This window comes from Methanobrevibacter sp., from assembly GCF_045120835.1.
Taxonomy (GTDB): Archaea; Methanobacteriota; Methanobacteria; order Methanobacteriales; family Methanobacteriaceae; genus Methanocatella.
The window spans coordinates 1-25,168 of record NZ_JBGVFE010000029.1 but is presented as its reverse complement, the minus strand read 5'-3'; the positions used below and the strand labels follow the sequence as shown (position 1 = coordinate 25,168).

Annotated in this window: 30 protein-coding genes, 3 tRNA genes, 1 other RNA gene and 1 pseudogene; 29 read left to right on the top strand and 6 right to left on the bottom strand. The window is 35.6% G+C overall.

All coding sequences use genetic code 11. The features are described 5' to 3' along the window. A pseudogene (locus ACJMLO_RS03050) lies at positions 1-297 on the top strand (heavy metal translocating P-type ATPase); the annotation flags it as partial. Here ACJMLO_RS03050 and ACJMLO_RS03045 read toward each other — a convergent pair. Both ACJMLO_RS03045 and purB read right to left on the bottom strand, forming a co-directional pair. Next, positions 294-1,154: a hypothetical protein gene (locus ACJMLO_RS03045; RefSeq protein ID WP_405293801.1), complete on the bottom strand. Its 861-nt coding sequence runs from the start codon at positions 1,152-1,154 to the stop codon at positions 294-296. The pseudogene ACJMLO_RS03050 and the gene ACJMLO_RS03045 sit on opposite strands and share 4 nt — an antisense overlap. Beyond that, positions 1,154-2,503, bottom strand: coding sequence for an adenylosuccinate lyase (purB, locus tag ACJMLO_RS03040; RefSeq protein WP_405293799.1), 1,350 nt, complete (start codon positions 2,501-2,503; stop codon positions 1,154-1,156). Before purB ends, ACJMLO_RS03045 begins: the two co-directional genes overlap by 1 nt. Before the next feature lie 135 nt (positions 2,504-2,638). Between purB and ACJMLO_RS03035 the strand changes: the two genes are divergently transcribed. The 19 genes from ACJMLO_RS03035 (at position 2,639) to ACJMLO_RS02945 (ending at position 16,582) form a co-directional block, all read left to right on the top strand. Beyond that, positions 2,639-2,842 carry a helix-turn-helix transcriptional regulator gene (locus ACJMLO_RS03035; RefSeq protein ID WP_405293797.1) on the top strand — a complete coding sequence of 68 codons (204 nt, stop codon included), beginning with the start codon at positions 2,639-2,641 and terminating at the stop codon, positions 2,840-2,842. Between the two features lie 84 nt (positions 2,843-2,926). Beyond that, a complete protein-coding gene (locus ACJMLO_RS03030) occupies positions 2,927-3,682 on the top strand; it encodes a CPBP family intramembrane glutamic endopeptidase (RefSeq protein ID WP_405293795.1) in 756 nt (251 codons plus the stop codon). A 10-nt stretch (positions 3,683-3,692) separates the two neighbouring features. After that, complete coding sequence (locus ACJMLO_RS03025; RefSeq protein ID WP_405293793.1) at positions 3,693-4,091, top strand: hypothetical protein; 399 nt, start codon at positions 3,693-3,695, stop codon at positions 4,089-4,091. An 85-nt stretch (positions 4,092-4,176) separates the two neighbouring features. Further along, positions 4,177-5,673, top strand: coding sequence for an anthranilate synthase component I (trpE, locus tag ACJMLO_RS03020; protein WP_405293791.1), 1,497 nt, complete (start codon positions 4,177-4,179; stop codon positions 5,671-5,673). Further along, positions 5,670-6,254 (top strand): anthranilate synthase component II, encoded by a 585-nt coding sequence (locus ACJMLO_RS03015; RefSeq protein WP_405293789.1) that lies wholly within the window; start codon positions 5,670-5,672, stop codon positions 6,252-6,254. The genes trpE and ACJMLO_RS03015 overlap by 4 nt, the downstream gene beginning before the upstream one ends. Beyond that, a complete protein-coding gene (gene trpD / locus ACJMLO_RS03010) occupies positions 6,251-7,258 on the top strand; it encodes an anthranilate phosphoribosyltransferase (protein WP_405293787.1) in 1,008 nt (335 codons plus the stop codon). The genes ACJMLO_RS03015 and trpD overlap by 4 nt, the downstream gene beginning before the upstream one ends. A gap of 4 nt (positions 7,259-7,262) precedes the next feature. Next, a complete protein-coding gene (gene trpC / locus ACJMLO_RS03005; protein WP_405293785.1) occupies positions 7,263-8,039 on the top strand; it encodes an indole-3-glycerol phosphate synthase TrpC in 777 nt (258 codons plus the stop codon). After that, the gene (locus ACJMLO_RS03000) at positions 8,032-8,631 is read left to right on the top strand and encodes a phosphoribosylanthranilate isomerase (RefSeq protein WP_405293783.1); all 600 of its coding nucleotides are present in this window, start codon (positions 8,032-8,034) and stop codon (positions 8,629-8,631) included. Before trpC ends, ACJMLO_RS03000 begins: the two co-directional genes overlap by 8 nt. Then, positions 8,628-9,812, top strand: a complete 1,185-nt coding sequence (gene trpB / locus ACJMLO_RS02995) for a tryptophan synthase subunit beta (protein ID WP_405293781.1) — start codon at positions 8,628-8,630, stop codon at positions 9,810-9,812. Before ACJMLO_RS03000 ends, trpB begins: the two co-directional genes overlap by 4 nt. Continuing rightward, positions 9,805-10,578 (top strand): tryptophan synthase subunit alpha, encoded by a 774-nt coding sequence (gene trpA, locus ACJMLO_RS02990; RefSeq protein ID WP_405293779.1) that lies wholly within the window; start codon positions 9,805-9,807, stop codon positions 10,576-10,578. The genes trpB and trpA overlap by 8 nt, the downstream gene beginning before the upstream one ends. 72 nt (positions 10,579-10,650) lie before the next feature. Next, positions 10,651-11,385, top strand: coding sequence for a proliferating cell nuclear antigen (pcna) (gene pcn / locus ACJMLO_RS02985; protein ID WP_405293777.1), 735 nt, complete (start codon positions 10,651-10,653; stop codon positions 11,383-11,385). 54 nt (positions 11,386-11,439) lie between these two features. Beyond that, complete coding sequence (locus ACJMLO_RS02980) at positions 11,440-12,264, top strand: hypothetical protein (RefSeq protein WP_405293775.1); 825 nt, start codon at positions 11,440-11,442, stop codon at positions 12,262-12,264. A 262-nt stretch (positions 12,265-12,526) separates the two neighbouring features. Further along, positions 12,527-12,805: a 50S ribosomal protein L44e gene (locus ACJMLO_RS02975; protein WP_178786115.1), complete on the top strand. Its 279-nt coding sequence runs from the start codon at positions 12,527-12,529 to the stop codon at positions 12,803-12,805. A 10-nt stretch (positions 12,806-12,815) separates the two neighbouring features. Then, positions 12,816-12,995 (top strand): 30S ribosomal protein S27e, encoded by a 180-nt coding sequence (locus tag ACJMLO_RS02970; RefSeq protein WP_067044971.1) that lies wholly within the window; start codon positions 12,816-12,818, stop codon positions 12,993-12,995. A gap of 64 nt (positions 12,996-13,059) precedes the next feature. Continuing rightward, positions 13,060-13,854 (top strand): translation initiation factor IF-2 subunit alpha, encoded by a 795-nt coding sequence (locus tag ACJMLO_RS02965; RefSeq protein ID WP_405293773.1) that lies wholly within the window; start codon positions 13,060-13,062, stop codon positions 13,852-13,854. A 10-nt stretch (positions 13,855-13,864) separates the two neighbouring features. Then, positions 13,865-14,035 carry an RNA-protein complex protein Nop10 gene (locus ACJMLO_RS02960; protein WP_405293771.1) on the top strand — a complete coding sequence of 57 codons (171 nt, stop codon included), beginning with the start codon at positions 13,865-13,867 and terminating at the stop codon, positions 14,033-14,035. A 5-nt stretch (positions 14,036-14,040) separates the two neighbouring features. Continuing rightward, entirely contained in the window at positions 14,041-14,814 is a 774-nt protein-coding gene (locus tag ACJMLO_RS02955; RefSeq protein WP_405293769.1) for a proteasome assembly chaperone family protein, read from the top strand. 34 nt (positions 14,815-14,848) lie between these two features. After that, positions 14,849-15,394: a DUF2112 family protein gene (locus tag ACJMLO_RS02950; RefSeq protein WP_405293767.1), complete on the top strand. Its 546-nt coding sequence runs from the start codon at positions 14,849-14,851 to the stop codon at positions 15,392-15,394. Positions 15,395-15,403: 9 nt separating this feature from the next. After that, positions 15,404-16,582 carry a TIGR00375 family protein gene (locus ACJMLO_RS02945; protein WP_405293765.1) on the top strand — a complete coding sequence of 393 codons (1,179 nt, stop codon included), beginning with the start codon at positions 15,404-15,406 and terminating at the stop codon, positions 16,580-16,582. 4 nt (positions 16,583-16,586) lie between these two features. Here ACJMLO_RS02945 and ACJMLO_RS02940 read toward each other — a convergent pair. From ACJMLO_RS02940 to ACJMLO_RS02930, 3 genes are all read right to left on the bottom strand, one after another. Next, positions 16,587-16,660: transfer RNA gene (locus ACJMLO_RS02940), tRNA-Arg, on the bottom strand. A gap of 55 nt (positions 16,661-16,715) precedes the next feature. Beyond that, positions 16,716-16,789 (bottom strand) — tRNA-Arg (locus ACJMLO_RS02935). An 89-nt stretch (positions 16,790-16,878) separates the two neighbouring features. Further along, the gene (locus ACJMLO_RS02930; protein ID WP_405293764.1) at positions 16,879-17,406 is read right to left on the bottom strand and encodes an endoglucanase; all 528 of its coding nucleotides are present in this window, start codon (positions 17,404-17,406) and stop codon (positions 16,879-16,881) included. Between the two features lie 155 nt (positions 17,407-17,561). Here ACJMLO_RS02930 and frhA point away from each other — a divergent pair, with 155 nt between their 5' ends. From frhA to frhB, 4 genes are read left to right on the top strand one after another with little or no spacing between them, the layout of a single operon-like run. Then, a complete protein-coding gene (gene frhA / locus ACJMLO_RS02925; protein WP_405293763.1) occupies positions 17,562-18,776 on the top strand; it encodes a coenzyme F420 hydrogenase subunit alpha in 1,215 nt (404 codons plus the stop codon). Positions 18,777-18,795: 19 nt separating this feature from the next. Next, entirely contained in the window at positions 18,796-19,365 is a 570-nt protein-coding gene (gene frhD, locus ACJMLO_RS02920; RefSeq protein ID WP_405293761.1) for a coenzyme F420-reducing hydrogenase, FrhD protein, read from the top strand. Continuing rightward, positions 19,365-20,207: a coenzyme F420 hydrogenase subunit gamma gene (gene frhG, locus ACJMLO_RS02915; RefSeq protein WP_405293759.1), complete on the top strand. Its 843-nt coding sequence runs from the start codon at positions 19,365-19,367 to the stop codon at positions 20,205-20,207. Before frhD ends, frhG begins: the two co-directional genes overlap by 1 nt. 11 nt (positions 20,208-20,218) lie before the next feature. Next, positions 20,219-21,070, top strand: coding sequence for a coenzyme F420 hydrogenase subunit beta (gene frhB, locus ACJMLO_RS02910; protein WP_405293757.1), 852 nt, complete (start codon positions 20,219-20,221; stop codon positions 21,068-21,070). A gap of 47 nt (positions 21,071-21,117) precedes the next feature. On the opposite strand, the gene map is transcribed toward frhB, so the two are convergent. After that, the gene (gene map, locus ACJMLO_RS02905) at positions 21,118-22,035 is read right to left on the bottom strand and encodes a type II methionyl aminopeptidase (protein WP_405293755.1); all 918 of its coding nucleotides are present in this window, start codon (positions 22,033-22,035) and stop codon (positions 21,118-21,120) included. A gap of 104 nt (positions 22,036-22,139) precedes the next feature. Between map and ACJMLO_RS02900 the strand changes: the two genes are divergently transcribed. The 5 genes from ACJMLO_RS02900 to ACJMLO_RS02880 all read left to right on the top strand — a co-directional run bounded on the left by ACJMLO_RS02900 (position 22,140) and on the right by ACJMLO_RS02880 (position 24,981). Further along, positions 22,140-22,544 (top strand): hypothetical protein, encoded by a 405-nt coding sequence (locus tag ACJMLO_RS02900; protein ID WP_405293753.1) that lies wholly within the window; start codon positions 22,140-22,142, stop codon positions 22,542-22,544. Between the two features lie 8 nt (positions 22,545-22,552). Beyond that, the gene (locus ACJMLO_RS02895) at positions 22,553-23,074 is read left to right on the top strand and encodes a hypothetical protein (RefSeq protein WP_405293751.1); all 522 of its coding nucleotides are present in this window, start codon (positions 22,553-22,555) and stop codon (positions 23,072-23,074) included. Between the two features lie 92 nt (positions 23,075-23,166). Further along, positions 23,167-23,241, top strand: a tRNA-Met gene (locus ACJMLO_RS02890). 20 nt (positions 23,242-23,261) lie between these two features. Then, positions 23,262-23,539: RNase P RNA component (gene rnpB / locus ACJMLO_RS02885), an RNA gene on the top strand. A gap of 239 nt (positions 23,540-23,778) precedes the next feature. Then, the gene (locus ACJMLO_RS02880; protein ID WP_405293749.1) at positions 23,779-24,981 is read left to right on the top strand and encodes an ATP-binding protein; all 1,203 of its coding nucleotides are present in this window, start codon (positions 23,779-23,781) and stop codon (positions 24,979-24,981) included. The last annotated feature ends 187 nt before the right edge of the window (positions 24,982-25,168 follow it).

Genomic DNA, 25,168 nt, shown 5'->3' with positions numbered 1-25,168 from the left:
GACATTGCAATGGAAAGCGGGGATATTGTTGTTATGGAAGGAGACTTGGAAAATGTTGTTGCTGCAGTTCAATTTTCCAAAAAAGTTATGCGCAGAATCAAAGAGAACATTTTCTGGGCATTTGCATATAACTCCCTGTTGATTCCAGTTGCCGCAGGTGTTCTATATCCCGCATTTGGAATAACATTCGAACCTGCTCTTGCAGGTCTTGCGATGGCGATGAGTTCAGTAACTGTTATTACATTATCCCTAATGCTTAAGAGATATGTTCCCGAAATAAAAAGAGATAAAAATTAATTGATTTTGTAATCAATTAATTCTATTTTTAATTTTCCAAGTTTTGGTGCTAAAAAATTGTAGAATAATGCCACCAGATATGCTTCAATGAATCCTCCAACAAAGCCTGTCAGTATGTTGCCTAGTGCAGTTGCAATTGGTGCGCCACTGAAAACCATAATTACTCCAAAGATTAAACCTAAAAGGCCGCTAATGATTGCAAATGCAATTGCCAGTTTCAGGGAATCTATTGATTCAATTGAAGTCAATCCGTTTTCATCATTTAAGTTTAAGACTATTCCTCTTCCTTTTTTTGCCAGGAAATTATAGATGTATGTACCCAGCAGAACAAATACGAAAGATATGATGAAGGTACCGAAGATGACTATACCTATTGTTACAGGCTGACTTATGACAATCAATAATTGGTAAATGCTGTATGCCATTGCTTGTTGGCCGGAAAACATTAATGTCTGCATTGCGGTAGATAAAAGCAGAGGCAATACAAGTACTGAAACTAAATAAAACAAAATCACTTGTATTGTTAGGATAATGGAAACCATTGTTGCGGTTTCAGTGGTGGATATCTTTACGATTTCCTTACCGTCATTGATTGCGACAGCTACTGTTTTCAGTTTTTTTGCAAGTAGATTGTACAGTAGACCTTCACTGAAGAAATTATAAATTCCGAACATGAATGCGCCTACAACAATTGTCGGAATCAGGTATATTATCACGCTTGAACCGGCAGGCATTAGAAGGGCAATCAAAATTGAAATGAGAATTGCAGAGATTATTGAAAACAATACTGCAATGGCTGTAGAAATTATAGTGAATGATGAAAGCTCAATGGAGCGCAATTCTTTAATTTCAACCATTAAAACCACTCTTCAGATTTCTCAAGCAATTCGTCAATGATTGTTGGGATAGAGCCAATATAGGTATGAGGATCCATTATCTTGTCAACATCATCTTTTGTCAGGAATTTCTGGACCTCTTCATCTTCCAGAATCAGTTCGCCAAGAAGTAATTTTTCTTTGTTTGCTTTGATTGCATTTTTACGAACAATTCCGTATGCGGTTTGTTTTCCCATTCCTGCACGAGTCAATTCGGCCATTAACCTTTCTGCCATAATTAAACCATTGGTCAAGTTTAAGTTTCTTTCAATATTCTCATCATAGAATACAAGATTATTCATTAATTTAATGGTTAAGTTTAAGATGTAATCGGTTAAAATACAGCTTTCCGGAAACATTATTCTTTCACAGGAAGAATTTGTCAGGTCCCTTTCATGCCAGAGAGGGTTGTTGTCCAGTGCGGCATTGACAAAGGATTTCACGATTCTTGCAACACCACAAATCCTTTCAGCAGTAATAGGATTCATCTTATGAGGCATTGTGCTGCTTCCCACCTGTTTTTCAGGATCAAAATACTCTCCGACTTCCATTATTTCAGTCCGCTGAAGGCTTCTGATTTCCAATCCGATCTTATCCAGGGTGGATGCAATGTTTGCCAGGACACTGATGAACTCAACATGATTGTCCCTTTGAACAACCTGGTTGGTTATTGTTGCTGCAGGAAGGCCTAGGATTTCCGCAACGGTTTTGTGGATTTCCCAACCTTGTTCGCCTAAAGCGGCGGTTGTACCAACGGCACCATCCATCATTCCAACGCAAACGTTTGCCCTTGCGTTTTCCAATCTCACATATTGTCTGTGCAGTTCGTCTGCCCAGATACCAAACTTCATACCATATGTGGTTGGAAGTGCGTGCTGTCCGTGTGTACGTCCGATACACACTTTCATTTTGTTTTCACTTGCAAGTTTGAGCATAATCTTGGTCAATCTTTCCAGTTTTTCTTCAAGAACATCAATGGAGTCACGAATGAGCAGGGAATTTGAGCTGTCTACAATATCGTTTGATGTAGCACCGAAGTGAACATATTCGCCAGCACCATTTTCACATACTTCAGTAATTGATTTTGACAGTGCTGCAATGTCATGATTTGTTTCAGCTTCAATTTCTTTCATTCTTTCTAGTTTAACATAATCGGTATTTGCTTTTGCTGCAATTTCATCTGCCACTTCTTGAGGAATTATTCCAAGTTTTCCTTCAGCTAAAGCAAGTGCAGCTTCCACATCTAACATTCTTTGTAATTTGTTTTCTTCTTCCCAAATATTTTTCATTTCAGGAGTACCATACCTAAATTCAATTGGGTGTATAGCCATTTTTTATCAACTCACAGAATTTTTTCTACATAATATAGTTTTGGTTGTTCAAAGTTTTAATATTTTGGCAAACATTTATATTGTTTTATAATAAGACTTAATATTGCTATTATAACTGATATAATAGGTGATACATTGGAAACAAAAATACGGCAATTCCGCCAGGAATCAGGCATGACTCAGCAAGAGTTGGCCGATTCTGTTGGTGTTACACGTCAGACAATAAATGCTTTAGAGAATGCTCGCTACAATCCTTCTTTAATGTTAGCCTATAAGATTACCAAAACATTGGGTAAAAATGCGATTGAAGAGGTATTTTTAATAGATGACGCAGATTAAGTGAAAAATTAACTATTTTTGAGATTTAGTTAAATCTGTAATATTATTCAGACAGAAGTATCTCTTTTCACATATTGTGATAAAATGTCTCTATTTAACGAAAAACTTAAGGAAATCACTTTAAAAGAAGTATTGTTGCTAATTATAATTTTATTCCTAATTCAATATTTTTTAAACCAATTAAATATTGTTCATATCGATTCGATATGGATTTATATTTTTTTAATTTTTTACTTTATTTTTAAGCTTAGGGGTGAAATTTCCGCTGCCAAAGGGGACATTGGTGAAGTTTTTAAGTTCAGCACGCTAAAAGTTATTTTCATCGTCGTTATTCTAAACATATTTTTTTCATATGGAATGCTGTACTTCTCAAAATTTATTTTAGATATCTTTCCACATTTTAATTTATTCAAATCGCCTGCTGTTTTAACTGGAAGCTTGTTTGCAACAATTTTAATTTCTCCAATTTCTGAAGAGTTTATTTTCAGGGGCGTTTTTTTAAACAGGTTGAAATTAATCGTTCCAACAACTTTTGCAGTTTTAATCTCATCACTGTTTTTTGCATCCCTTCACAGCTATGGCGCAATCTTTGCGGCATTTGTTTTTGCGGTTTGCGTTGCAATCCTATATCTTAAAACCGAAAATATTTTCGTTGTTATTTTTGCTCACTTTTTGAATAATCTCATTGCTGAAACGATCATGATTCTGGATTCCAATAATATTTTGTTTACAAACGTTTTGGCTATGGGTACAATGTCTATTTTGGCTGTTGCTTCATTTATCATACTTTTGATTTCAATCATTCAGCAATTCAAAAATTTAAATAGTAATGACATATAAAATTCATATCATGGATTTAAAAAAAATTGGAATTGTATTGATTTTAGTCGGTATTGCGGTTACCGTATTATTCATTAACAATCAGAAGATTTTCGTTCCGGCTTTGACAGTCACTGTTTTGGGATTTTTTATCACAATCGTTGGATTTGTTAGTGAAGTTAGAAGAAGAAAAATCATTAATGACAGATTGGACAATGACATAGGCACTGTTCTTCAGCCTTTGATTACAAAATATTCAAATCTAAACAAAAAGTACAGGTCTGAATATGAGGGTGAAGAATACGCTAAAAAAAGATTAGAGATTAACAGAAGCCTAGAACGTGAAATAACTGAAAAACTTCCTTATTTGGAAAGCAGAGAAATTAAAAAGATTGTTATTCAGTTCAGTCAGGAACAGGACAGGATGTAAATTTTTTTTGAAATTTTTTTCAATGTACATTTTATTACAACAAGGTTTTAAATAGTACAATGAATATATTCATAATAGTGATAGAATGTTTTCCCCAAGTTATGAAAAAGTAATAGAAATTGCAAAAAATGATGAGTATAGGAGAATACCAATATCCTATGAATTGTTTTCAGATATGGCAACTCCTATAGAATTGTTGAGAATTTTAAAGGGTGTAAGTAAACACTGCTACATGTTGGAAAGTGTTGAGGATTCAAAAAAATGGGGAAGATATACTTTTTTAGGATTCAATCCTCTTTTGGAATTCACATGTCAGGACGGAATTGTCAAAATCAGGGGAGATGAGGATTTCAACGAATTAACCGACGAGGAAAAAACCATCAGGACAGACAATCCCAATGAAATCATCAAACAACTGGTTTTAAAAAACAAATCTCCTAAACTGGATTATCTTCCTCCATTTACGGGAGGTTTTGTAGGCTATTTTGCATATGATTATATAAAATATCAGGAGCCGACTCTAAATCTGGATGCTGAAAACCAGGATAAATTCAAGGACATCGATTTGATGCTGTTTGACAAGGTCATCGCATTTGACAACTTCAAACAAAAGATCATCATCATCGTAAACATGAAAACCGATGATTTGGAAAATAATTATGAAAATGCCTGCAGAGAATTAATTCAAATTGCCGATTTGATAAAAAACGGTAAAAAAGAAGATATCGAACCGTTAAAGTTAAAATCAGATTTCAAACCCGCATTCTCACGTGAAAAATTCTGCAGCATGGTTGATGCTGCTAAAGATTATATTCATGAGGGTGACATTTTCCAGGTCGTGCTTTCAAACAGGATTGAAGCCGATATTTCAGGAAGTCTCTTTGACACTTACAGGGTTTTGAGAACAACAAATCCTTCCCCATACATGTTTTACTTTTCAAGTGATGACATTGAGATTGCAGGAGCCTCTCCCGAAACACTGGTCAAATTGAACAACAACAGGCTTTACACATTTCCGCTTGCAGGAACAAGGCCTCGCGGAAAAACCGATGAGGAGGATTTGGAGTTGGAAAGGGATTTGCTTTGTGATGAAAAGGAGCTGGCGGAACATAACATGCTGGTTGATTTGGGAAGAAATGACATTGGCAGAATTGCAGAAATAGGTTCGGTTGAAGTTGAGAAATACTTGTCGATTGAGAGGTTTTCACATGTAATGCATATTGGATCTACAGTAACCGGAACTTTAAGAAGTGATTTGGACTCTCTTGCGGCAGTCGATTCAATCTTGCCGGCAGGAACATTGTCCGGAGCTCCAAAAATAAGGGCATGTGAGATAATAAATGAGCTTGAAAACAACAAGAGAGGAATCTATGGCGGAGCTATTGGCTATGTGGACTTAAGCGGCAATGTAGATACATGCATTTCAATAAGAATAGCATTCTCAAGAAACAATAAGGTCTTTATCCGTTCAGGAGCGGGCATTGTTGCAGACAGTGTTCCCGAAAAGGAATTTGAGGAATGTTTAAACAAGGCTGCTGCCGTTATCGATGCCTTGAAAATTGCAGATGGGGGATTGCAATGATTCTTTTAATTGACAATTATGACAGTTTTTCATATAATCTATACCAATTGATTGGTGAGACAGGAAGTGACATTAAGGTTTCAAGAAACGACACAATCACAATCGATGAGATAATGCAGCTCAATCCTGAAGCCATTATTTTGTCTCCAGGTCCTGGAAGGGCTGAAAATGCGGGAATATGCATTGACGTCGTTCGTGAATTTCATGACAAAATTCCTATTCTGGGAGTCTGTCTTGGCCATCAGGCAATTTGCGTGGCTTTCGGCGGGGAAGTGTCCTATGCAAAAAGATTGATGCATGGCAAGTCATCAAAGATTTCCCTTGACTACGATTATCTGTTCAAGGGCCTTCCAAGTGAAATAAGCGTTGGAAGATATCATTCTTTAAGTTTGGTTAAGGATACTCTTCCTGACTGTCTGGAGATAATTTCAAAGGCAAAGGATGACGGCGAAGTTATGGCAGTAAAGCACAGTCAGTTTAATGTTTACGGATTGCAGTTCCATCCGGAGTCAATATTGACTCCTGACGGTTTGACAATTATTGAAAATTTCATAGATAAAGTTACAAGAGGTATTTTATGATTAAGGAAGCAATTTTAAAGGTATACAAACATCAGGATTTAACTTATGATGAGGCATATAAAACCATGGATGAAATCATGAGTGGAGAGGCTAGCGAAGTTCAAATGAGCGCCTATTTAACTGCAATGTCCATGAAAGGCGAAACAATTGAAGAGATTACTGCCTCTGCTGAAGCGATGAGGGCACATTGCGTTAGAATATTGAATGATAGGGAAGTGCTGGAGATTGTTGGAACCGGCGGTGACGGTTCAAATACATTCAATATTTCAACTACTTCATCCATCGTTATTTCTGCTGCTGGAGTGCCTGTTGCCAAGCATGGAAATCGGTCCGCATCCAGTAAATGTGGTGCTGCAGATGTTTTGGAGGAGCTTGGAGTCAATATCAATATTGAACCTGAAAAAAGTCTCGAGTGTCTTGATGAGATTAATTTATGTTTCTTGTTTGCTCAAAACTACCATCTGTCAATGAAATATGTTGCAAATGTCCGTAAGGAGCTTTCAATAAGAACAATCTTCAATATTTTGGGACCGTTGACTAATCCTGCAGGAGCTACAATGCAGGTTCTGGGAGTTTATGAAAAAGAATTAGTGGAACCTCTTATAGATGTATTAAATAATCTTGGTGTCAAGTCTGCAGTATCCGTTTATGGAATGGATGGTATGGATGAGATTTCAGCAAGCGACAAGACATTCGTCTGTGAACTTAAGGACGGCAAAACAATGTCTTATGAAATATCTCCGGAATACTTTGGTATGGAGGTCTCTTCCAAAGAGGATCTGGTTGGAGGAGATGCGAAACGGAATGCTGAAATTACACTGTCAATATTGAAGGGTGAAAAAGGCCCAAGAAGAAATGCGGTTTTATTGAACTCTGCTGCAGGGCTTTATGTTGCAGGAAAGGTTGAATCATTTAGGCAAGGCGTAAGTCTTGCTGAGGAAATCATAGATTCAGGCAGGGCATTAAGTCAGCTTGAGAGATTTATTGAAGTTACAAACAGATGATATTATGTTGGATGAAATTGTTGAAAAAACCAAGCAAAGAGTTGAGGATAATAAAAAAATCATTTCCCTGGAGGATTTGAAGAATGAAGTTTCTTTAATGGATATCTCTGATGAATTTCCATTTAAAAAGGCTTTGAGTGGTGAAGATATTGCAATAATTGCCGAGGTAAAGAAAGCGTCACCATCTAAAGGGATTATTGCTGAGGATTTCGATTATTTGACCATTGCAAAGGAATATGAATCTGCAGGAGCTTCTGCAATTTCAGTTTTAACGGAACCTTACTTTTTCATGGGCGCTGATGATTATCTCTCAGACATTGCAAAAAATGTCAGTATCCCAGTTTTGAGAAAGGATTTTGTTGTTGACGAATACATGATTTGGGAGGCAAAGGCTTTAGGCGCCTCAGCCATATTGTTGATTGTCTCTATTTTAGACATTGTCCAATTAAAAAAATATCTGGACCTGGCTCATGATTTGGGTCTTTCTGCAATTGTCGAAACCCATGACGGTGATGAAATCAGGCGTGCATTAACTGTTGGTGCTGAAATCATCGGTGTAAATAATAGGGATTTGACAGATTTCAGTGTTGACATTGAAAATAGTATAAGTCTACGTAGATGTGTTAGTGGAGATGTCATATTTATTTCAGAAAGTGGCATTAAAACAAAGGAAGATGTCACCAGATTAAAAGAAAATGATGTCGATGCAGTTTTAATTGGCGAAACTTTAATGAAAAGTGATGATAAAAAGGCGATGATTTCGGAGTTGAAAAATGGCTAAGATTAAGATTTGTGGAATCCGGAGAATGGAAGATATCGAAATTGTTAACAGGTATGGGCCGGATTTTATAGGTTTTGTATTTGCCGATTCCAAAAGGCGCGTTTCACATGAGGAATCCTACAGGCTAAGGCAAAATCTGGACTCAGACATCGTTCCTGTAGGGGTTTTTGTTGATACCAATCAAGATGAAATCGTCAAGCTATTCGACGAGGGAATAATTGAAATCGCTCAGCTTCACGGCAATGAGAGTGAAGGTTATATTTTGGATTTAAAAGAAAAAACAAATAATGAATTGAAAATTATTAAGGCAATTGAAATGAATGAAAATATTGATTTGGTGGAATTCAACTCATCACAAGCCGATTATCTGTTGCTGGATAGCGGTAAGGGCAGTGGAAAAACATTTGATTGGAATTTGATTAAAAATGATATAAAGAAAGACTTTTTCCTGGCAGGGGGATTGAACAGCTCAAATATTTCACAGGCAGTTGCTGAATTTGATCCTTATGCTGTTGATTTAAGTTCAGGTCTTGAAGTTAATGGATTTAAAGATGAATTAAAAGTTAAAGAGATTATGGAGGTTATACGTTGAGTAACGGGAGATATGGTGAATATGGCGGACAGTACATATCAGAAACATTGATGAATGAACTGCTGTATTTGGAAGAGCAATATAACTATTATATGAACGATTCTGAATTTGTGGATGAATTGAATACCTTGTTGAAGGAATATGCAGGAAGGCCGTCATTGCTATACTATGCAGAAAGAATGACGCAAGACCTTGGCGGAGCAAAAATCTATTTGAAGCGTGAAGACTTAAACCACACCGGAGCCCATAAGATTAACAATGTCCTCGGTCAAGTTTTACTTGCTAAAAAAATGGGTAAAACAAGGGTAATTGCAGAAACCGGTGCAGGCCAACATGGTGTTGCAACAGCAACTGCCGCTGCCCTTCTTGATATGGAATGTGAAGTGTTCATGGGTGAAGTCGATACAAAAAGGCAGGCTTTAAATGTTTATAGAATGGAATTGTTGGGTGCAAAGGTTCATTCAGTTAAATCAGGAACAAAAACACTAAAGGATGCTGTCAATGACGCATTCAGGGATTGGATTGCAAGAGTTCATGACACTAATTATGTAATCGGTTCCACAATGGGACCTCATCCTTTTCCAATGATTGTCCGTGATTTTCAAGCGGTTATCAGTGCTGAAGCAAAAGAGCAATTCCTTGAAAAGGAAGGCAAACTTCCGAATGCAGTAATTGCATGTGTCGGTGGAGGAAGCAATGCAATGGGAGCATTCTATAATTTCATAGAGGATGATGAAGTTAAACTTATCGGATGTGAAGCTGGCGGAAAAGGAATCGATACTCCATATAATGCCGCCGCCTTAACCAAGGGCAAGATTGGAATATTCCATGGAATGAAATCAATTTTCAATCAGGGGGATTATGGACAGATTGCTCCGGTATATTCCGTCTCTGCGGGTCTTGACTACCCGGGCGTAGGTCCTGAACATGCATATCTAAGAGATAGCGGAAGGGCAGAATATGTCCCTGTAACTGATGAAGAGGCGGTCGAGGCATTTGAATATCTATCAAGAATGGAAGGAATAATTCCAGCTATTGAAAGTGCACACGCTGTTGCCTATGCAATGAAATTGGCTCCCGAAATGGATAAAGATGAAACAATAATGATTTGCTTATCCGGAAGGGGAGATAAGGATGTCAGGTCAATTGCCGAATATAGGGGGGTTGAGTTAAATGAGTAAAATAGCAAATGCATTTAAAAATGGAACAGCATTCATCGGTTTTTTAACAGCCGGGGACCCGACTGTTGAAAAAACTGTGGAATACATTTTGGCGATGGTGGATGCAGGATGCGACTTGGTGGAGATTGGAATTCCATTTTCAGATCCTATGGCTGAAGGTGTTGTTATCCAGGATGCCAATGTAAGGGCGCTAAAGCACAATACAACAACAGATGATGTCTTTGACATTGTTCGTGAAGTCCGCAAAAAAACTGATGTTCCATTGGTATTTCTGACTTATATAAATCCTGTTTTCTTTTATGGTTATGAAAAATTCTTCAGGAAATGCAGGGAATTGGGAGTTGACGGAATAATCTCTCCTGACTTGCCATTTGAAGAAAAGGGAGAAATTGCCGACATTGCCCAAGAAAATGGTGTAGATGTCATATCATTAATTGCCCCTACATCAAAACAAAGAATTCAAAAGATTGCCCGTGATGCAAGTGGATTTATTTATGTCGTTTCTTCTTTGGGAGTCACAGGAATGCGCTCAGAAATAAAAACAGACTTGAATGCAATTTTATCAGATATTCGTGAAGTTACAGATTTGCCATTGGCAGTTGGTTTCGGCATAAATACTCCACAACAGGCTCAAAATATTGGTAAGATAGCCGATGGAGTAATTGTTGGAAGCGCAATTGTAAAAATAATCGAAAATCATGGCGAAAATGCAACCGAAGCGTTGAAGGAATATGTTTCAGGCATGAAAAAAGCTGCCAATGAATGATATTATATGAACATAAACATTATTATATTAGAAGAAATAAATATAATAATATTATTTTAAAGAGGATTATTTATGTTTAAAGCAGAATTAAGTGATTCTAGTATATTAAAAACCAGTTTTGATGCTATTTCATCTATTGTTGATGAAGTACAAATTCAAACTGACAGTGAAGGCATGAGATTAGATGCCTTAGACCGTAGTCACATAACTTTCGTACATTTAGAGCTTAAAGCTTCATTGTTCGATGAGTATATTTGTGATGTGCCTGAAAAGATTAATATTGATACTGATGAATTTATGAGAGTACTTAAACGTGCTAAATCTCAAGACAGAGTTTTAATGTCTTTGGATGAAGGTAATTTCATTATTACTTTTGAAGGAGATGCAACAAGAACATTCAAAATCAGATTGATTGATATTGAATATGACAATCCGACCCCTCCTCAAATTCAACATCCGACATCATTCAAGGTACGTTTCTCTATTCTAAAAGACTGTATTAACGATATTGATATCTTTTCCGACAAAATCGCTTTACAGGTTGATGAAGACTACTTTATTGCTTCAGCAGATGGTGAATTTGGTGATGCAAGCATCAAATATCTTCATGGAGAAAATATTCAAGAACATGCAAAATCTTTATTCTCTTTAGATAAGATTAGAGAAATGCTTAAAGCAGATAAATTTTCAGAGGAAGCGGAAATTAGCTTGGGTACCGATATGCCATTAAGTTTAACACTTAATATGGTAACCGGTGACGGTAAGCTTAGTTTCTTACTTGCTCCTAGATTAGAACAAGATGATTAATTTCATCAGTTCATCTTTTTTTATTTTATTAATCATTTTTAGAGATGGTATTAAGTGGATCAATTTTATCAGGAATTGCGGAAGGTTCAAAAAAAAGAACGTAACAACGGTACATTGGCTCGTGTAGATGAGGATTTCTACACTAAAATCCATGAGTATATGGATGAGCTGAAGCAAGAGGCAATGGCCGATCCATTTTCCAAAGCGTTATCTCTTCTAAAGCAATCCCAGATTATTGCAACTGAAATTTGCGAAAGGCGTGAAAAGAAAATATCAGAGGCGGCCGTTATTAATATTCACAGGTCCTATCATTTATTTACAGGCAAGCCGCAGTTTGATTTGGTTGACACCACTCCATTGAATTTAACTCCTGAGGAAGAGAAGTTCTATTATACTTTAATTGACACTTTAAAAAATCATAGAAGCAACATTTCACTTGAAAAATTGGCGGATGATGATGAAACTACAGTTAAACCAATTATCAAGCCTAAAGAAACTCAGTCCAATACTTTAACGTCAAAACCTATTGCTGATGAAAAGCCGGATACAGAAGAGGCCAAGCCAGTTGCTGAGCCAAAAGATAAATCCGAACCTGTTGAGGAGATTAAAACTGCACCGGTTAAATCAAAACCTGTTGCGGATATTGAAGATAATCCTAACGCTTTTGACGATCAGGATGAATTTTATGATTTTGAATCCAAAAAAGTGGCAAAAGATACTGAACTTGTCACAATGCTTGTTTTTGATGAGGTTGGTGCCATTGTAGGTGTTGATGAGAAAGTTTACGGACCTTTCAGACCACAGGATATTGTAACATTGCCTTTGATAAATGCAAAGATATTTTTCAAAAACAGAAAAGGCCGTCAGGTTAAAATTTAGATGCCTATAGAATTTTTTCAAAAACATCTTTTCTAAAAAAATCCCACTTTTTCCATTACATTTAAATAACTTAATCTATAGATATACTAATCGTATCTATTTGTGATAGTAAAAAATTATATTTTATATAATTTGGATTTCTGCTGTCTGTAGACTTGATGCGTTACAATACAGTTTTTATCTCTAACGTTTTTTGATAGAAATTAGATTTAGATAAATTCATAGATAGATTTATCATAACTTATTAATTTACGGTGAAAAAATGAAAATACCAAAAGAAAAAAGAACATACTGTCCTCACTGTAAAAAACACACAGTACATGAGGTTCACACAGCAAAAAAAAGAAAAGCTAGTGAGTTAACCTGGGGACAAAGACAATTCAGACGTGTGACTGCTGGTTATAGAGGTTACCCAAGGCCTTTACCTGCTGGAAACAAACCAGTTAAAAAATTAGATTTAAGACTTAAATGTAAAGAATGCGGTAAATCTCATATTAAACAATCTTTCAGAACAGGTAAACCTGAATTTGTAGCTAAATAAGGTGGTTAACATGGTTAGTAAAGGTAGAGGAAACTTTTTAAAAGTTAAATGTTTAGATTGTGACAATGAACAAGTAATATTTGATCGTGCAGCATCTGATGTAAAATGTATTATTTGTGGTAAAACTCTTGTCAAATCTCGTGGTGCTAAAGCTAAAATCACCGCACACATTGAAAAAGTTTTAAACTAGATTTCTAGTTTTTAACTTATTTTTTTACTATTTTTTATAATTTTTATTTGATGTTGGTGAGAATATGGTAAGAAAAAGTCAAGAATGGCCTGATGAAGGGGAACTTATTGTCGGTACTGTTTACAAAGTTCTTAATTATGGGGCTTTTGCTAAATTGGAAGAATATCAGGGCAAAGAAGCTTTTATTCATATTTCTGAAGTATCTTCCGGTTGGGTTAAAAATATCAGGGATCACGTAAGAGAAAATCAAAAGATTGTCTGTCGTGTTTTAAGAGTTAACCCTAAAAAGGGGCATGTTGATGCTTCCTTAAAAAGAATCCGTGAAGATCAGAGAACTAAAAAAATCCAACATTGGAAAATTGAACAAAAAGCTGAAAAATTCTTAGAATTGTCTGCAAAATCATTAGATAAAACCTTGGATGAAGCTTATGATGAAGTAGGTTACGAACTTATGGACATTTTCGGAGATGTTTACGGTGCTTTTGAAACTGCTTCTGATGAAGGTGCAGAATCTTTAACCGAAGAGGGAATCCCTCAAGATTGGGCAGATGCCATTACTGAAGTGGCCAAAAAGAATATCACTCCCCCTGAAGTTCACATCAATGGTTATGTAGATATTGAAACTTTTGTACCTGATGGTGTAGATGTCATTATTTCAGCTCTTAAGGCTGCTGAAGATAATGAAGGTGAAGAAGAGGAAATTAAAGTCCAATGTGTTGGTGCTCCAAGATATAGGATTACTGTAAAATCTACAGATTATATTTTAGCAGAAAAATCACTCAAGGCCGCTGCCGAAAGATGCATTGCAGTTGTTGAAGAGTCTGGTGGTAACGGTTCCTTCTTAAGAGAGTTAGAATAACTAGATTCTTATGAATATGAAAATGAATAAATGTCCAGAATGCGGAATTTATACTTTAAAGGATGATTGCCCTAAATGTGGAGGACCGCTTAAGGTTATTTATCCTCCCAAATTTTCAATTGAGGATAAATATGGTAAATATCGACGCATATTAAAAAAAGAGGCAATGAATAAGGAGTAATATTAATGAATACTACAGAAATTACTGTTTTAGAAGAAATTGAATTAGACAATCCAATTTTTATAGAAGCATTACCTGGTCTTGGACATGTGGGTAAATTAGCTGCTGATCATATGATTGATGAGTTGAATGCTACAAAATTTGCTGAAATTCATTCTCCAACTTTCCCTCCTCAAGTTCTTGTAAAGGATGAGGGAATTATAGAAAATATGTACAATGAACTATATTATCTAAAGGATGTTGGCGAAGATAATTTGGATTTGATTCTTCTTGTTGGAAATACCCAAGCATTATCTCCTGAAGGACAATATCTCGTTTGTAAAGAAATCCTGGAATTTGTTGAAGGATTCGGCATAGATAGAATTTTCACATTAGGTGGAATGGTTACTTCTCCACAGCCTGTTGAAAATCCTAAGGTCTTTGGAGCGGCTACAAATGAAGCTAATGTTGAATTATTAAAGGAAGCTGAAATTGAAATGAGATCAAATGATGGAGGAATTGTTGGCGCTTCAGGATTGTTTTTAGGTCTGGGCGCACGCAAAGGAATTCAGGGCTCCTGCCTTATGGGTGAAACTCCAGGATACTTCATTGATGCTGAAGCTGCCGAAGCCTTATTGAAAAAATTAGCGTTATTGCTTAATTTTGAAATCAACACTGATAAGTTGGATGAAAGAGCTGAAGAAACCAAGCAAATGATTGCTCAAGCTCAACAAATGGAACAGGATTTAATCAATAAGGCTAATGCCGGAAATGCTGATGATTTAAGATATATTGGATAATCAATCCAATATTCATTTACTTTTTTTTTTAATCATGAATGTTATCGTTATTCCTGATGCTTCGATGATTGTAGTGCCATTGATTGAAAAGAATGGACATACATACTTATCTCCGGTCAATTTTTCTCGTCATGATAATATGGATATTTGTGAGGGTAATTTAACTTTTGATAACCTTATTACCAAGTATTCATCAAGTGAACTTCCATCAGGAGTCAAATCAAGATTATATTTGTTTTCTAAAATAATTGACAATGTAGATGCTGCAATCATTATTGGAAAACGTCCTGAATCGTATAAAAGAATGTATAATTCCTTGAATGAGATAATACTATTCGGTTCAAATTCCTGCAACAATGCACATTCCCTTCTTGTCAAAATAGTGGATGATTTGGATATTCCAAAATTAAAGCTGGCCTATCCGACAACACAAAGGGGAATCATCGATTTGATAAGTAAAACAAACAATTTTTTAAAGGATTTAGAGCCATACAGTGAGTTGAATGTAGATTTGACTTCCAAAAAGGAAAAATATCCACTTTGCGAATTTAAAAAAATGTTAAATAATAATACTTTCTAACATTTAAACATGTTAGTAAATGCTGATTTTCACATTCACAGTTGCTTTTCAATGGCATCATCCAAAGATATGCTGATTAGGAATATTGCTTTGAAATCCAGGCTTAAAGGATTGCAGTTATTGGGAACAGGTGATGGATTTCATCCAAAATGGTTGGATATAGTTGAGGAAAGTACTGATTATGCAGGTGATGGCATTTACACGGCCGAGGGAATGGATTTTGTAATAACAACTGAAGTTGAAGCAAAAAGCAGAATTCATCATGTCATAATTATTCCGGATTTGGACATTGCACGTGAAATGTCACAGAAATTGCCTTCTAAAAACAAGACAATTGACGGAAGGCCCAAGACGAATCTTGGGGGGGCTGAACTTCTGGAACTGGCACATGACTATGACTGTTTGATCGGTCCGGCTCACGCATTCACGCCCTGGACCGGAATGTACAAGTCACATGACAGCATTTATGACTGCTATGAAAAAAAGCCGGATTTTGTTGAGTTGGGATTATCTGCAGATACCGATATGGCAGATAAGGTATCTGAACTTAAGGATTTTCCATTTTTATCAAATTCAGATGCTCATTCTCCTTGGCCCCATAGGTTAGGCAGGGAATTTAATCGAATGGAACTTGATGATATTTCATATGCCTCAATCAAAAAGGCAATTAAAAACAAGGACGTCAAAGCAAATTACGGGTTGGTTCCGAATTTGGGCAAATATCATATGACGGCATGCACAAAATGTTTCAAATTGACGGACCCTCAGGTTGCTCGTCAAAATAGGATGAAATGTTCCTGTGGAGGAACGATAAAAAAGGGAGTGGATTTTAGAATTTCCGAAATTGCTGATTTAAAGGAAACTAAACATCCCTCATTTAGACCTCCGTATGTTCATTTAATGCCGTTGGCTGAAATAATCTCATCAGTCCACAGCAAAGGGGTCACTACAAAATTTGTTCAGGGAATCTGGCAGAAATTAATCGATAGTTTTGAAAATGAAATCAATGTTTTAATCGATGCTGAATTGAAAGACATTAAAAAAATTGATTCTGATGTGGGTTTGGCTATTGAATCGTTTAGAAACAATACACTTGACATTATTCCTGGAGGCGGGGGCCGCTACGGTCAGATTCTATTTAAAAAAGAGGTTGAAAAGCCTAAAGTGGTGACTTTAGACAATTTTTAAAAAACGGACTTGGAGGGATTTGAACCCTCGATCTTAAGATTAGGAGTCTTACGCCCTTCCAGACTAGGCTACAAGCCCAAAAAACAATTTCATTATTTGAATTTGATTTTCACAAAAAAAGAATTTATAGGGACGGACCCGCCGGGATTTGAACCCGGGGTCTTCGGATTAGAAGTCCGACGCCCTATCCAGCTAGGCTACGGGCCCTTATAAATAACATTAATTAGTTTGTATTTTTTATTATATATAGTTATCTATTATTTCAAAAAAAATAAAAGAGAGGATTAAAACTAATCCTATACTCTTTCAGTAGATCCGGTTGCGTCATTTACACCGATTGTGTCTACTGCATTGCCGTCTTCATCGTAGATTGTAAAAATCCAGTATCCATCAGAGTAATATCCGCTTCCAGCATAGCAACCTTCTTCTTCAATAGCATCGCTAGCGATTGCTTTTGCAGTTGAATAAGATAATTGGGTACTGCTTGAACCACTGTCACTGCTTGAACTTGAACTTGAACTACTGCTTCCAGAACTTGAACTTCCACTACTTGAGGAACTTCCTGAGGAGGAACTTCCTGATGAACTGCCGGAATCACTTGATCCGGTAGAAGCAGAACTTCCTGAAGTTGTAGCGACAGATGAAGTAGTTCCATTTGTCAATGAGGTGTTGTTTCCAATTCCACTTCCAGCATCATCATTTGCACCCATACTAGATAAACTAGAAAATATTGGGTTATCACTATTTGTTATGCCGTATGCGGTAACAGCTGCCGCAATACATAATACAATTATTATTGAAATGATTATATTTGCTTTATCCATTATTTTCCCTCCTATCAATCTATATACATAATAAGTAAAATATAGTTTCTTATCTTTTATATATGTTTCTATTTATAATTTTAGAAGAAACTTATTAATAATAATAGACATATATATTTAATGTTAGTTTCTAATTTATAATTGAGGTGACATATTTGAAAGATAGAGTAGTTATATCCCCTACAACTCGTCAAGAGGGCCATGCCGAACTCGTCATGGAAGTCGACGACGAAGGGATTGTTACAAAAGGTATGTATTTTAGTATAACTCCTGTAAGGGGTTTAGAAAAGATGGTTCTTAACAAAGCACCTGAAACCGCTCCAGTTTTATGTCAAAGAATCTGTGGAGTTTGTCCAATTCCACACACTTTAGCATCCGCTGAAGCAATGGATATGGCATTAGGTATTGAAATTCCTAAAGCCGGTAAATTGTTAAGAAAAGCTGTTGCAGCAGCACACGGTATTAACAGTGCAGCTATACACCACTTTTTAGTTGCACCAGATATTGTCCCAGATGACTTATTTGCTACTGCTGTAGACAGTGTAAGTAATATCAGAAAAAATGTTCAATATGTAGTTGACATGATTGCTGGTGAAGGTATTCACCCATCTGATATTAGAGTAGGAGGAATGGCAAGAAACATTACTCCATTTACAAAAGAAAGATTAATAGAAAGAATGACTGCACTTAGACCAGCACTCGAAGAACACGTTGAATTAATCAAAAACTTAGTTCTCGAAGCTGGATTACCTAAAGACTTAGGTGTAGTTAACCAACCATTATTGGCAACTGATGCAACTTACGGTACCAACGAATTTGATATGGACAAATTCTCTGAAGTATTGCCGGAAGCATGGTACGATGATCCTGAAATCGGTAAAAGAGGATGTTCAGTAATTCCTTTATGGGAAGGTCAAAACGTTGAAACAGGTCCTAGAGCAAGGATGGAAAAATTCGCAGGCTTCAAAGACAAAGGTGTAATCGCACAACACGTTGCTCGTGCAGATGAAATGTTGAAAAACTACGATGCTTGTTTAGAAGCGCTAGATGCAATTGATCCTGCAGCACCTGCAAACGTATCCTACGATAAAAGAGGAACTGGTGAGCTTGGATTTGGTGTTATTGAAGGTCCTAGAGGAACTGACGTACACATGGCAAAAGTTGTTGAAGGAAAAACTCAGTTCTATTCTGCAATTGTACCTACTACCTGGAACATTCCAACAATGGGTCCAGCTACAGAAGGATTCCATCATGAATTTGGTCCACACGTTATCAGAGCATACGACCCATGTTTATCCTGTGCTACTCACGTGATGGTAGTTGACGATGAAGATAAATCCATTCTCAAAAACGAAATGGTGAGAATCTAAGTGAGGGAGGAAATATTAAATGCCTTATGATTCGGAGATCATTGTAATCGGATGCGGAAATATATTATTCAAAGATGATGGATTCGGTCCAATCATGATAAATATTTTACAAAAATACAGTAATGACAAAAATGATTACTATGACCCTGCCGTTACAGCGTATGTTGAAGATGAATTTGATAAGGATGTTTTAAACCAAATCAAAGAAAAATTTGAAGGGATAACTTTACCTGAAAGTGTTCAATTTGTTGATGGTGGAACTGCAGCTCCAACTAATTTCTTCCCGTTATATGAGGAATATGACTGGAAAAAGCTGATAGTTGTTGATGTTGTTGAATTCAACGATGAACCTGGGACCGTTGAGGTTTTCGATCCTAACGTAATGCAAGTTGGAAAATATGACAATCCTCATGGAATGACAGTTGAAGAGCCTCTTCAAAAAATTTCTGAAAAATGCGATGTAGTGGTTGTTGGTTGCAAGCCCGCCGAAATTCCAACTCCGGATGTTGATGTTGGTTTAACAGAAACTGTAATTAAGGCAATTCCTGAAGCTATTGATCTTATTTTAAAAGAAATTGGGGTAAAATAATGTTTGATAAATTGAAAAAAGCTTTTGGAGGTTCAAATGAACCAGAAGCACCAAAAGTAGAAGAAAAAGTTGAAGCTGCTCCTGAAACACCTAAAGCTGCACCTGCAGAAGAAAAAGCTGCTTCAGCAAAACCACGTATCGGTTACATACACTTAAGTGGTTGTACTGGAGATGCAATGTCTCTAACCGAAAACTATGACATTTTATCTACAGTCTTAACTGATATGGTGGATATTGTATACGGACAAACTTTAGTCGACAAATGGATTCACGGTACTTACGCTGAAGAAATGCCTGAAATGGACTTATGTTTAATTGAAGGATCCGTTTGTTTACAAGATGAACACAGTTTACATGAGATTCAGGAAGCTAGGAAAAAATCCGGCTTAATCTGTGCATTCGGTTCCTGTGCTATGACCGGTTGTTTCACAACCTTCGCACGTGGAGGACAACAAGCACAACCTAAACATGAATCATTTGTACCAGTTAGTTCATTAGTTAAAGTTGATTTAGCACTTCCAGGTTGTCCTGTAGCTCCTGAAATGATTGCTAATGCAGTTGTTGCATTATGTAACGGTGATTTAGAATACTTACAACCTGCAATGGACAAAGCTGCTTGCAACACTGGATGTGGCTGTGACGTGTTAACTAACATTATCCGTAACGGATTATGTAGTGGATGTGGAACTTGTGCTCTAGCATGTCCTACAAGAGCTATGGGCTTTAGTGAAGGTAGACCTAGCTGTGATAGAGACAGATGTATTAAATGTGGAACTTGTTATGCAATGTGTCCAAGAGCATGGTTACCTATAAAAAGAATTAAAGAGGAAACTGGATTATAGGAGGATTGAACATGCCATTAGGAACTTATAAAGAAGCATTATCTGCAAGAGCTACTGATAGTAAAATTACTGATGTATCACAGGACGGAGGTATTGTTTCAGCATTATTATGTTACGCACTCGATGAAGGAATCATTGAAGGTGCAGTCGTAGCTGGAACTCCTGATGAAGATTGGAGACCTATTCCTACTGTAGTAACTTCCGCTGATGAAGTTATTGCAGCAGCAGGTACCAAATACTCAATGTCTCCAACCCTATCCACTATAAAAGAAGCAACCCGTCAATATGGATTAGAGAAAGTTGGTGTTGTAGCAACTCCATGTCAGACCCAAGGTTTAAGAAAAGCACAAGCATATCCATTCACAAGATTTGTCGTTAATAAAATTAAATTATTAATCGGTATCTACTGTATGGAAAACTTCCCTATGGCTTCTCTTGACACCTTTGCAACCGCAAAATTAGGATTTGACTCATTACAAGATGCTAGTAAAATGGACATCGGTAAAGGTAAATTCTGGTTAACCAAAGACGGTGAAGACTCTGGTTTAGCTATTAAAGAAACACACGGATACGAACAAGCTGGATGTAACATCTGTATGGATTACGTTGCTGAATGGGCTGACGTATCAACCGGTTCTGTAGGATCTCCTGACGGATGGTCCACTGTCTTAACCAGAACTGACGATGGTGAATCCATATTCAAAGCTGCTGTTGATGCTGGTTTAATTGAAACAAAACCAATGGATGAAGTAAAACCAGGTCTTGGATTACTTGAAAAATTAGCTAAAGGTAAGAAAGACAAAAACGGCAAAGAACGTGAAAGAAGAGCTAAATTAGGATTACCACTTCCTGTGGAATACTAATCCCACTTCTTTCTTTTTTATTTTTTTTTTTAGTAAAATAAGTTATTTTAGATAGTTGTAACGGTACAACCTTCTTTTTCAACAATTATTGTATGCTCTTTTTGGCTTACGAAGCAGCCCTGTTTTTCCTTTAGCGGAGCATATGGATAGATTGCCATTGCTTCGGATAATTGTTTTAGTGCTATTGATCCTTTTCTCTCACCGAATTCATCTGTAATCCATCTTCCTGAAAACGGAACAAATCTGTGGTTTTGTTGTATGTATTTCAGGACTCTTTGGGTACTTTTCATTCTGAAGGGTTTGTTTGCCATATATGAGAAAATGTAATGGCCGGGAGCATCATTTACGATGCCTTCACCGTTAGTTGCAAACGGCTCGATTGCGACTGCCTGGCCTTCTTCCAGAATGTAGTTATCGTGATTGTTATAGTTTGGTATGGAAATTCCTGCATGAAGGTTGTTCTGTTCGAGACTGTGTCCCGTTAGGTTAAAAATAGGATTTAATTTGTATTCTGAAATTGCTTCATGAACTGCGGCACCTATTTTTGAAACTTCCACTCCTGCTCTTGCAGTTGCAATTGCCGCTTCAAGTCCTGCTGCTGAAGCCTCTACAATTTCTTCATGAAGGTTAATCTCGTCTTGTGTGTAATTTTCATCAATATTCCCATCAGCTATTACAGTTATAGCTGTATCGGCAATATATCCATCAATCATTGCTCCCAAATCTAATTTTACCATGTCACCAGCATGAATAACTGTCTGATCTCCTGCAGGGGAGGTATAATGTGCTGCCACTTCATTTAATGATACGTTACAAGGGAAGGCTATTTCAGCGCCTGATTTTAAAATTTCGCTTTCGACGTACTCAACCAAATCAATAACCAATGTTCCTTCTTTAATCATTTTTGAAGCTTCGCTACGTATTTTTGAAGCAAGTTTTCCGGATTGTATGTAAGATTCTATCATAAATTTTTACCTTCTCTATTGATACAATTAAATATTTAATTGATAAAGTTTATATAATATTTTATATTACTAACTGTATATATTAAATTGGAGGTTTAAAAAAAATGGATATTCCTACAATACCTAACCAAATGTTTTTGTTAATACTTGTGGTTATAGCTGCTATCGTATTAATTATCATTGTTTTTCAATGGAAAAGCATATCCAAATCTAAAAACTCAATTGCAATCCTAGAAAAAGAAATTGAGCTTAAAAAAATGTCTATGGTTGAAAAAGACATTGAATCTAAAAGATTAATGGACAATCCAATTCCATTGCCACAAGACCAACAGGATAGGCTATCTGAAATTAGACAATCCACTACTGAAGCTAGAAGTCGTGTTGGATTCCTTCACTCTGAAATCAATGAAAGATTAGCAAGATTGGAAGCTGAAACTGAACAACGAAAACTAGAAAAGATGCTTACTGAAATTGAAGAAAAAGAGAAAAAACTTAAAGGAATGAAATAGGTGATAATATGGATGCTATGGAAGTGGTTGCAGTCATAATTTTAATCGTTGCGATTGCAGTTTTAGTTTATTATTATTTATTAAATAGTCCGGCGACTATGGATAAATTAAGAGCTTATGTTCCAACAAGTGCTGATGCACATATGAACGAAGTTTTGAATAATGATTCTTCAGATTATGAAGATTTGCCAAAAGAAAATTCTTCAAAAGATAAAGGCGAATCCATGGGTAAAAGAATCAAGGTTAAATTAAGTGACATTGACATGTCATCTTTAAACACCGATATATTTTCCCATAAGATAGATGCATTTTTGGATGCCAAAAGTGAAGAGTTAATAAAAGATTGGTCTTTGGCTACTACTGATGATTTGGAAGATCTTGAAACCAAATTTTCTGAAACCACTGCGAATGTGGACACTTTAGAAAAAGATTTCAATGAATTTAAAAAATCATCCGAAGAGTTCCAAAAATCTACTGAGGAAAAATTAAACGATTTAGATAAGAGAATAGAATCATTAGAAAATAATTAATTTATTTTCTTTGATTTTTTCCATTTTTACGAAAACTTTATATATAATTTAAACTATAATTATATAATAGTGTATTACTAATTTTGTCTTATAGCAGGGTGGGGTAGTCTGGTGAACCCGCAGGGCTCATAACCCTGAGATCCCTAGTTCAAATCTAGGCCCTGCTAATTTTAATTAATATTTTTTGGCAAGTTAAAGACAGCTGCTGGTTTTATGCTAAGGAAACTCCGCACATCAAACAAGACTATGGCGTTGAAAGGCGTATACTGAGAAGTATGACTCTGGAGCAGAAACGACACGGCTTTTAATGGTTGACTATGATATTTATTTGAGGACATTAAAAGAGACGGTGAAACGGCCATTCCATAGGATGCAAGAGCAAAGTTGCCGATAATCGCTTGTGTAGGCAAGGTAGTTCGCTAAGATGAATGCTGATAAACAGAATGTGGGTTACTCTTAACAGGCCATGAATATTAATTATTTTCTTATTTTACTAATTTTAAAGGTTTAACTTTTTAATGTATTTAATTTTGATTATTATATATGGAAAACAAATTGTTTTAATTATTTGAAAACTATCATTAATTTTTTCATTACTTTTCATTGAATTGAAAACAATATTGATTTTTAGATATAGATTTCATTCAAATGAAATCTTTATATGGAAGTTTCTATAAAGTAATAATTAAACAGGGTGATTTTCCATGATTATTAAAAGAGAAGAGTATATTGACAAAATTAGGCCTTTTATGAATAAGCATATTATTAAAGTTTTAATTGGTATTAGGCGTTCGGGTAAATCTACAATATTAAAACAAATAATTGATTCATTAATTAATGATGGAATTCCTGAAGAAAATATTGTTTGGATTAATTTTGAGTTAAGTGATTATTTTCAATTGAACACTATAGAGAAACTTGAAGAGTTTATCTCAAATAATCTGGAAAATGTAGATGGTAAAGTTTACTTGTTCTTTGATGAAATACAGGTTGTTCCTCAATGGGAAAAGTTAATCAATTCATATTTTGCTAAAGGCAACTATGATATATACATAACTGGTTCCAACTCAAAATTGTTGTCTGGTGAATTTGCCACTTATTTATCAGGCAGATATGTGGAATTAAGCATTTATCCCTTCTCCTTTAGGGAATATTTAAAATATTATGAAATTTCAGATGACTTCAAAACACATTTTTATAATTATCTGGATGATGGTGGAATGCCGTCTACATTTGATTATGAAGGGGATAATAAAAAATTAATAATTATGGATTTATACAATTCAATTGTTCTAAAGGACATTATTCAAAGAAATAACATACAAAATGTTGATTTATTGGATCGTATTATTAGATTTGTTATGTATAATATTGGCCAACCATTTTCAGCAAATAAAGTCCATAAAAGATTAAAACAGGATCTGGTAAGTTTATCAGTAAACACGATTTACAATTATTTGAAATTTTTTGAAAACGCTTGTTTGATTCATCAGGTCAAACGTGAAGATTTACAAGGTAAAAAAATATTAAAATATGATGAAAAATATTATTTATCTGATTTGGGATTCAGACAATCAATAATAGGAAATAATCAAAGAGATATTACACGAGTAATTGAAAATATAGTTTATATGGAATTATTGAGAAGGGGTTATGAAATCACAATAGGTAAAGTGGGCGATTTGGAAGTTGATTTTGTATGTAAAAAGCAATCAAAACCCATTTATATTCAAGTTTCATATTTGCTTGCAAGTGAAGAAACAATTGAAAGGGAATTCGCACCATTAAAAAATATTAATGATAATTATCCGAAGTATGTGATAACAATGGATGAAGTTGATATGTCTCATGATGGGATTATTCATTTGAATTTGGTTGACTTCTTAATGGATTTAGAGATTATTTAATTGGTTAGGTGTCAAAAATTAAGGTATGATTTACCTATTTTTGTTTTGTAACCCACCATATTTTTGGTGGGTTACTCTTAACATGCTGAAAATATTAATTATTTTCTTATTTTAAATGTGTTTTTGCACAGTTGTGCACTTTCAAAAAGTTTAATAATATTTGAAATTATTTTTAACTAATGTTTTA